Annotated in this window: 4 protein-coding genes and 1 pseudogene; 4 read left to right on the top strand and 1 reads right to left on the bottom strand. The window is 70.9% G+C overall.

Annotation, left to right across the window (positions count from 1 at the left end; genetic code table 11):
• The first annotated feature begins 538 nt into the window (after positions 1-538).
• Both FNH09_RS41885 and FNH09_RS41880 read left to right on the top strand, forming a co-directional pair.
• A complete protein-coding gene (locus FNH09_RS41885) occupies positions 539-1,054 on the top strand; it encodes a DUF6912 family protein (RefSeq protein WP_152895101.1) in 516 nt (171 codons plus the stop codon).
• A 51-nt stretch (positions 1,055-1,105) separates the two neighbouring features.
• Positions 1,106-1,771, top strand: coding sequence for an HAD family hydrolase (locus FNH09_RS41880; protein WP_152895100.1), 666 nt, complete (start codon positions 1,106-1,108; stop codon positions 1,769-1,771).
• Between the two features lie 127 nt (positions 1,772-1,898).
• Here the strand turns inward: FNH09_RS41880 and FNH09_RS41875 are convergent, their stop codons facing one another.
• On the bottom strand, positions 1,899-2,465 hold the full coding sequence (locus FNH09_RS41875; RefSeq protein ID WP_152895099.1) for a DJ-1/PfpI family protein: 567 nt from the start codon (positions 2,463-2,465) through the stop codon (positions 1,899-1,901).
• A gap of 762 nt (positions 2,466-3,227) precedes the next feature.
• On the opposite strand from FNH09_RS41875, the gene FNH09_RS41870 reads away from it, so the two are divergent.
• Complete coding sequence (locus tag FNH09_RS41870; protein WP_152895098.1) at positions 3,228-8,168, top strand: NAD-glutamate dehydrogenase; 4,941 nt, start codon at positions 3,228-3,230, stop codon at positions 8,166-8,168.
• A 215-nt stretch (positions 8,169-8,383) separates the two neighbouring features.
• Positions 8,384-8,967 (top strand): annotated as a pseudogene (locus FNH09_RS41865) (hypothetical protein); the annotation flags it as partial.

Raw genomic sequence — 8,967 nt, 5'->3', positions numbered from 1 at the left:
GGATACCGAGGTGGCCGTGGCCGTGGACGCCGGGGCGGGAGCGGTTGCCGCCGCGGTGCGGGACGGGCCCGTGCCCGGTGCGGTGCGGGCGGGGCCGGTGCCGGGGCGGCGCGTGTCGTGACGGACCGGCGGGCGGCTGCCGGTGTGACGGCGGGTCCTGGTCATCACCTTGTTCATGGGCGTCCCCGTTCCTCGGGTCCAGCGGCTCCCGGCCCGGCGGATGGGTCCGACCCGGGTGGTACCGGTGGGTAACTTGCGGTTGGGGATCTTGTACGGGGCCGTGGACCGCAAGAGCAAGGAAGCCGTCGCCCGGGGCGAGGGGCCCGGAAGGTTCACCTATCAGGATGACCCAGGGGCGCGTACGGCCCGTGTTTCCGGGGGTGCACCGGGTGAGTTCCGGGGTGCCGGGTGGACGTGCCCAGGGGGATGGGCAGGGACCCGAAAGGGGACTCCCGCACGTATCCTGAAGGCCCTCCGGGGGGTGCGCCGTCCGGCCTCCCTCAGGTCACCCGAGCCCCGACCACGAAAGCGGCCCTCCATGCGCGTCTACGTCCCTCTGACCCTCTCCGGTCTCGCCGAGGCGTACAAGACGGGTGAGCTGGGGACGGAGCCGCTCGTCGCGTACGCCGTCACGCCAGGACTGCGCGAGTGGTACCTCTCCGACGACATCGAGGAACTGGAGTACGCGGCGCTGAGCCGGGCCGCGCTGGCATCGCTGCGCCTGCTCGCCGCGGACCCCGGGGCGGCGCGTCGGCGGACCGTGGTCGCCGTCGACGTGCCCGACGGCCGCGCGTCCGTCGACCCCGACCGGGGGCTCGACCCGGCCGCGCTCGGCGAGGTGCGGGTCGCCGGCGCCGTGGTGCTGGCCAAGGTGGCCTCGGTGCACGTCGACGCGCCGGAAGCGGAGGCGGACGTGGCGGCCGCGGCGCAGGCGCTGCCGGCGGCGGACGGCGGGGACGACGACGCGCAGTTCGTCGTGGACGGGGCCGAGGACCACGAACTGCTGTGGTTCGCCACCCAGGAGATCCAGAACCTGGTCGCACTCGGGGGCTGAGACCGCCTGGCCGTTCTCGTGCATGTCAGTGGCCGAGGGTAGTTTTTTCCCATGGGGAAGCACAAAGCTGCACACATCGTCTGGGACTGGAACGGCACGCTCTTCCACGACAACGAGGCGATCATCGGGGCGACGAACGCGGCGTTCCTGGAGCTGGGGCTCGAACCGATCACGCTGGAGCGGTACCGGGCGCTGTACTGCGTGCCGGTGCCGAAGTTCTACGAGCGCCTGATAGGCCGGCTGCCGACCGACGCCGAGTGGGAGCTCATGGACGGGATCTTCCACCGGTACTACGCCGAGCACCGGGCGGCCTGCGGGCTGACGTCGGGGGCGGTCGAACTGCTCGCGGGGTGGGCGTCGGCGGGCCGCAGCCAGTCGATCCTGAGCATGTACGTGCACGACGAGCTCGTCCCGCTGGTACGGGGCTTCGGCATCGAGTCGCACTTCGTGCGCGTCGACGGGCGGACCGGCCCGTCCGGGGGCAGCAAGGCCACGCACATGGTGCGCCACCTCGGCTCGCTCGCCGGGGTGGATCCCGCCCGCACGGTCGTGATCGGGGACGCGGCCGACGACGCGGTGGCGGCGCTGGCCGCGGGGGCGCGGGCGGTGCTGTACACCGGGGGGTCGCACAGCCGGGCCAGTCTGGAGCAGGTGGGTGTGCCGGTCGTGGACACGCTGGAGGAGGCGGTCGAGGAGGCTCAGCGGGTCGCGGCCTGAGCCGTGGCCTCGGCCGAGCCGCCTGGCCCACGGTCCCACAGGCGACTCGGCCGAGTCGCCTGTGGGCCGGGCGGCGGGCGGCGCGGCGCTCCGGCGGGCGCCGCGCCGGGGGTTCGGTGCCCGTGGGTCAGGTGACCGGCGCCTTCGCGCGCAGCACCTTCAGGAACTCGCGCATCCAGGCGGAGTGGTCCGGCCAGGCCCGCGCGGAGACCAGGGTGCCGTCGACCACGGCCTCGCTGTCCTGGAAGGTGGCACCGGCGGCCTGCATGTCCAGCTCCAGCGCCGGGTACGCCGTGACGCGGCGGCCGCGCAGGCTGTCGACCGCCGCGGTGAGCAGGGGGCCGTGGCAGATCTGGGCCACCGGCTTGTCGGTGTCGAAGAACGACTTCAGGATCTTGCGCAGCTCGGGGTCGTTGCGCAGGTACTCGGGGGCCCGGCCGCCGGGGATGACGACGGCGACGTACTCGCCCGGGTCCACCTCGGAGAAGGCGAGGTCCGCGGGCCAGGTGTAGCCGGGCTTCTCGGTGTAGGTGTCGAAGCCCGGTTCGAAGTCGTGGACGACGAAGCGGAGGGTCTTGCGGGTGGGGGCCGCGATATGGACTTCGTAGCCTTCCTCGCGCAGGCGCTGGTAGGGGTAGAGGACCTCAAGGGACTCTGCTGCGTCGCCGGTCAGGACGAGGATTTTCGCGGGCATGTCGGGCGGCTCCCCTCGGGCGGGCGTGGGCTGTCCTGGGCAACGTGCCGGGTGGCGGCGGGGTTGCCAAGAGGCGCGGTCGATTTCAGGGTGCGGGAAGCTGGGGGCGGCGTCGACTTTTCTCGCCGCCCCTGCCCGTCCCGGAGGCTCCGCCCCCGGACCCCCGGCGGGGCTGCGCCCCTGCACCCCCATCGGCCTGCACCTTCATCGGCCTGGACGGCCTCGTCCTCAAACGCCGGACGGGCTGGGGATGCTCGGGCCGGCTGGGGATGCTCGGGCGGGCTGGGGATGCTCGGGCGTATACGTCCCACTGCATGGCCCGGCTTCCTTCGCCCCTGTGCAGAGTGTCAAAGTTCCACCCCCTGTTTTGTACACATACGGCTCATGACGGGTCCCCCGTGGAGGGCGATAGCCTTAGTGGCGTGATCAGCGCGATAGCTCGCGGGGGCACCGTTGCCTCTGCCCTGCGCCCGGGACGCACGGACTACATCCGTGACCGGGCGGCGGTCGCTGGTCCTTGCGGGCGGGACGGGGCTTCGAGGGCCCCCAGGACGCCGTACACATCACCGGGCGGGACGCGGCAGAGAGCAGCGTCACACCACGTGCGGGTGTCGAACATGGCTGATAAACCCCCGCTCATCTCACCTTGCGGCATAGCGTCGGAACCGACCGGAGACCCCGCGTCGTGGCGTTGCGCCGGAAGGCAGGAGACCGTACTTCCTTCTACGTCACGCAACGGCGCGCGACAGGAGCCAGAGGACAATGCAGACCAAGCTGGACGAAGCCAAGGCCGAGCTGCTCGAGAGGGCCGCCCGGGTCGCTGAGAACAGCCCGGTCGGGGGGCACCTACCGACTGGGACGACGAGCCAGGGGGCCCCGGACCGGGACTCCGTGCTCGCGTTCCTCCAGCGCTACTACCTGCACACCGCCCCCGAGGACCTGTCCGGCCGCGACCCGGTCGACGTCTTCGGCGCGGCCTTCTCCCACTACCGCCTGGCGGAGAACCGCCCGCAGGGCACCGCCAACGTGCGGGTGCACACCCCGACCGTCGAGGAGAACGGCTGGACGTCCAGCCACTCCGTCGTCGAGGTCGTCACCGACGACATGCCTTTCCTCGTGGACTCGGTGACCAACGAGCTCACCCGTCAGGGGCGTGGCATCCACGTCGTCATCCACCCGCAGGTCGTCGTCCGCCGTGACGTCACCGGCAAGCTCGTCGAGGTGCTCACCGAGCCGCCCGTCGGCTCGATGCCGCACGACACGCACACCGAGTCCTGGATCCACGTCGAGATCGACCGTGAGACCGACCGCGCCGACCTCAAGCAGATCACCGCCGATCTGCTGCGGGTGCTCTCCGACGTCCGCGAGGCCGTCGAGGACTGGGAGAAGATGCGGGACACCGCCGCCCGGGTCGCGGACGGGATCGTGGACGAGCCGGTGCCCGCCGATATGGCCCGGCCCGAGGTCCAGGAGGCCCGCGAGCTGCTGCGCTGGCTGGCAGCCGACCACTTCACCTTCCTCGGCTACCGCGAGTACCAGCTGCGCGGCGACGACTCCCTCGCCGCCGTCCCCGGCACCGGTCTGGGCATCCTGCGGTCCGACCCGCACCACTCCGAGGACGAGGGCCACCCGGTGAGCCCCTCCTTCGAGCGACTGCCCGCCGACGCCCGCGCCAAGGCCCGCGAGCACAAGCTCCTCGTACTGACCAAGGCCAACAGCCGCTCCACCGTGCACCGGCCGTCGTACCTCGACTACGTGGGCGTGAAGAAGTTCGACGCGGACGGCAACGTCGTCGGCGAGCGGCGCTTCCTGGGACTGTTCTCCTCCGCCGCCTACACCGAGTCCGTCACGCGCGTGCCGGTCATCCGCCGCAAGGTCGACGAGGTCCTCCAGCGCGCCGGGTTCTCGCCCAACAGCCACGACGGGCGCGACCTGCTCCAGATCCTGGAGACCTACCCGCGCGACGAGCTGTTCCAGACGCCGGTCGACGAGCTCCAGTCCATCGTCACGTCCGTGCTGTACCTCCAGGAGCGCCGCCGGCTGCGGCTCTACCTGCGCCAGGACGAATACGGGCGCTACTACTCCGCGCTGGTCTACCTGCCCCGCGACCGCTACACCACCGGTGTCCGGCTGCGGATCATCGACATCCTGAAGGAGGAGCTCGGCGGCATCAGCGTCGACTTCACCGCCTGGAACACCGAGTCGATCCTGTCCCGGCTGCACTTCGTCGTGCGCGTCCCGCAGGGCACCGAGCTGACGCAGCTCAGCGACTCCGACAAGGACCGCATCGAGGCCCGCCTGGTGGAGGCCGCGCGGTCCTGGGCCGACGGGTTCGCCGAGGCGATGAACGCCGAGTGCGGCGAGGAGCGGGCCGCCGAGCTGCTGCGCCGCTACGGCAACGCCTTCCCCGAGGGCTACAAGGCCGACCACACCGCGCGTGCCGCGGTCTCCGACCTGGTCCACCTGGAGCGCCTGAGCGAGGAGGCGGGCAACGACTTCTCGCTCAGCCTGTACGAGCCGGTGGGCGCGGCCCCCGACGAGCGCCGCTTCAAGATCTACCGCAAGGGCGCCGCGATCTCCCTCTCCGCGGTGCTGCCGGTCCTCAACCGGCTCGGCGTCGAGGTGATCGACGAGCGGCCGTACGAACTGCGCTGCTCGGACCGCAAGAGCTCCTGGATCTACGACTTCGGTCTGCGGATCCCCAAGTCGCTGGGCGGCGGCAACGGCGACTACCTGGGCGAGGACGGCCGCGAGCGCTTCCAGCAGGCGTTCGAGGCCACCTGGACCGGCAAGGCGGAGAACGACGGCTTCAACGCCCTCGTGCTGAGCGCCGGGCTGACCTGGCGGCAGGCGATGGTGCTGCGGGCGTACGCCAAGTACCTGCGCCAGGCGGGCTCCACCTTCAGCCAGGACTACATGGAGGACACCCTCCGCAACAACGTCCACACCACGCGTCTGCTGGTCTCCCTCTTCGAGGCGCGGATGGCGCCGGAGCGCCAGAGCGCCGGCCTGGAGATCGTCGACGCCCTCCTGGAGGAGCTCGACGCCGCCCTCGACCAGGTGGCCTCCCTCGACGAGGACCGGATCCTGCGGTCCTTCCTCACCGTGATCAAGGCGACCCTGCGTACGAACTTCTTCCAGGATGCCGAGCCGGGCACGCCGCACGCCTACGTCTCCATGAAGTTCGACCCGCAGGCGATCCCCGATCTCCCGGCGCCGCGTCCGGCGTTCGAGATCTGGGTGTACTCGCCGCGGGTGGAGGGCGTGCACCTGCGCTTCGGCAAGGTCGCGCGCGGTGGTCTGCGCTGGTCCGACCGGCGCGAGGACTTCCGGACCGAGATCCTGGGCCTGGTCAAGGCGCAGATGGTCAAGAACACGGTGATCGTGCCCGTCGGCGCCAAGGGCGGCTTCGTCGCCAAGCAGCTGCCGGACCCGGCCGTGGACCGGGACGCGTGGCTGGCCGAGGGCATCGCCAGCTACCAGACCTTCATCTCGGCGCTGCTGGACATCACCGACAACATGGTGGCCGGCGAGGTCGTGCCCCCGGCGGACGTCGTACGCCACGACGAGGACGACACCTACCTGGTGGTCGCGGCCGACAAGGGCACGGCGACGTTCTCGGACATCGCCAACGAGGTCGCGCAGTCGTACAACTTCTGGCTCGGCGACGCCTTCGCCTCCGGCGGCTCGGCGGGCTACGACCACAAGGCCATGGGCATCACCGCCCGGGGCGCCTGGGAGTCGGTGAAGCGGCACTTCCGGGAGCTGGGCGTGAACACCCAGGTCGAGGACTTCACGGTCGTCGGCATCGGTGACATGTCCGGTGACGTGTTCGGCAACGGCATGCTGCTGAGCGAGCACATCCGCCTGGTCGCCGCCTTCGACCACCGGCACATCTTCATCGACCCGAACCCGGACGCGGCCACCTCCTACGCCGAGCGCCGCCGGCTGTTCGAGCTGCCGCGCAGCTCGTGGGCCGACTACAACAGCGAGCTGATCTCCGCGGGCGGCGGTGTCTTCCCGCGCACGGCGAAGTCCATCCCGGTCAACGCCCACATCCGCGAGGCGCTCGGCATCGAGGCCAAGGTCGCCAAGCTGACCCCCGCCGACCTGATGAAGGCGATCCTCCAGTCCTCGGTGGACCTGCTGTGGAACGGCGGCATCGGTACGTACGTCAAGGCGTCCACCGAGAGCCAGGCGGACGTCGGCGACAAGGCCAACGACCCCATCCGTGTCGACGGCCGCGACCTGCGGGTCAAGGTCGTCGGCGAGGGCGGCAACCTGGGTCTGACCCAGCTCGGCCGGATCGAGTTCGCGCTCCAGGGTGGCCGGATCAACACCGACGCCATCGACAACAGCGCCGGCGTGGACACCTCCGACCACGAGGTGAACATCAAGATCCTGCTCAACGGTCTGGTCGCGGAGGGCGACATGACCGTCAAGCAGCGCAACAAGCTGCTCGCCGAGATGACCGACGAGGTCGGCGCGCTGGTCCTGCGCAACAACTACGCGCAGAACACGGCGATCGCCAACGCCCTCGCCCAGTCCAACGACATGCTGCACGCGCAGCAGCGCTTCCTGCGCCACCTGGTGCGCGAGGGCCACCTCGACCGGGCGCTGGAGTTCCTGCCCACCGACCGCCAGATCCGGGAGCGCCTGAACACCGGCCAGGGCCTGACCAGCCCGGAGACGGCCGTCCTGATGGCGTACACGAAGATCACGGTCGCCGAGGAGCTGCTGCACACCTCGCTGCCCGACGACCCGTATCTGCGCGGCCTGCTGTACGCGTACTTCCCGACGGCGCTGCGCGAGCAGTTCGCCGAGCACCTCGACAGCCACCCGCTGCGCCGTGAGATCACCACGACCGTGCTGGTCAACGACACGGTCAACACCGGTGGTACGACGTATCTGCACCGGCTGCGCGAGGAGACCGGCGCGTCGCTGGAGGAGATCGTCCGGGCGCAGACCGCGGCCCGCGCGATCTTCCGCGCGGCGCCCGTGTGGGACGCGGTCGAGGACCTCGACAACAAGGTCGACGCCGTCGTCCAGACCCGGATCCGGCTGCACTCGCGCCGGCTGGTCGAGCGCGGTACCCGCTGGCTGCTCAACAACCGGCCGCAGCCGCTCCAGCTCGCCGAGACGGTCGAGTTCTTCTCCGAGCGGGTCGAGCAGGTCTGGCAGCAGCTGCCGAAGCTGCTGCGCGGCGCGGACCTGGAGTGGTACCAGCACGTCTACGACGAGCTGACGGGCGCGGGCGTCCCGGACGAGCTGGCCACGCGGGTGGCCGGGTTCTCCTCCGCCTTCCCGGCCCTCGACGTGGTCTCGGTCGCCGACCGCATGGGCAAGGAGCCGCTGGACGTCGCCGACGTCTACTACGACCTCGCCGACCGGCTGCACATCACCCAGCTCATGGACCGCATCATCGAGCTGCCCCGTGCCGACCGCTGGCAGTCCATGGCCCGCGCCTCCATCCGTGAGGACCTGTACGCGGCCCACGCGGCCCTCACCGCGGACGTCCTCGCCGTCGGCAACGGCACCTCGACGCCGGAGCAGCGCTTCGAGGCGTGGCAGGAGAAGAACGCGGCGATCCTGGGCCGGGCGCGTACGACGCTGGAGGAGATCCAGGGTTCGGACACGTTCGACCTGGCCAACCTGTCGGTGGCCATGCGGACCATGCGGACGCTGCTGCGCACGCACTCGTAGCGCACGGTCCCGCAGTAGTTCCGCCACACGAAAGGGGAGCCCCGGCCGCACAGGCCGGGGCTCCCCCCTTTTGGTTGCCTTTCGTGATATCCGTCACGATTAGGTTAAAGTGTCGCGAATGACTGTGAATTCGTCATTCCGGCCCGGTGCGCGGCGCATCGCATAGGGCGACCGCGGTCCTGGCGCCGGCGGTCGCGGCACTCGTCCTGGTCCTCATGCTCCTGGTGATCGTCCGACTGCCCTGGGCGGGCGATCTAGGCATGCACGCGGCGACCGTGGAGCGCCTGCGGCACCGTCTGACCGATCCGGGCAACCCGCTGGTCGACGCCGACACGCCGAGCCCGTACTACTCGCCGTGGACCCTGCTGCTGGGGTGTGTCGCGCGGGTGACGGGATGGCCGGTCTTCGCCGTCCTGCGCGTCGGGGCCCTCGTCGGGCTCGGCCTGCTGGTGACCGGGGTCTGGCGGTACGTACGGACGCTGAGCCGGCATCCCGCGGCACCAGCGCTGGTGCTGCTGTGCCTGGTGTTCCTCTGGGGCACGACCCTGTTCGAGTGGAGCGGCTTCCTCGGTCTGAACTCCCTCGCGCTGACGGTGTCGTATCCGAGCGTGCTGGCGCTGGGGCTCGCCTTCCACTTCTGGGCGTGGCTGGCGCGGGCGCTGCGGGAGCCCGGTGTCGCGCGGGTGACGGGATGGCCGGTCTTCGCCGTCCTGCGCGTCGGGGCCCTCGTCGGGCTCGGCCTGCTGGTGACCGGGGTCTGGCGGTACGTACGGACGCTGAGCCGGCATCCCGCGGCACC

This window comes from Streptomyces adustus (assembly GCF_009377175.1).
Lineage (GTDB): Bacteria > Actinomycetota > Actinomycetes > Streptomycetales > Streptomycetaceae > Streptomyces > Streptomyces adustus.
Note: the sequence above shows the minus strand (reverse complement) of the source record. Positions and strands in the feature narration are given on the sequence as shown.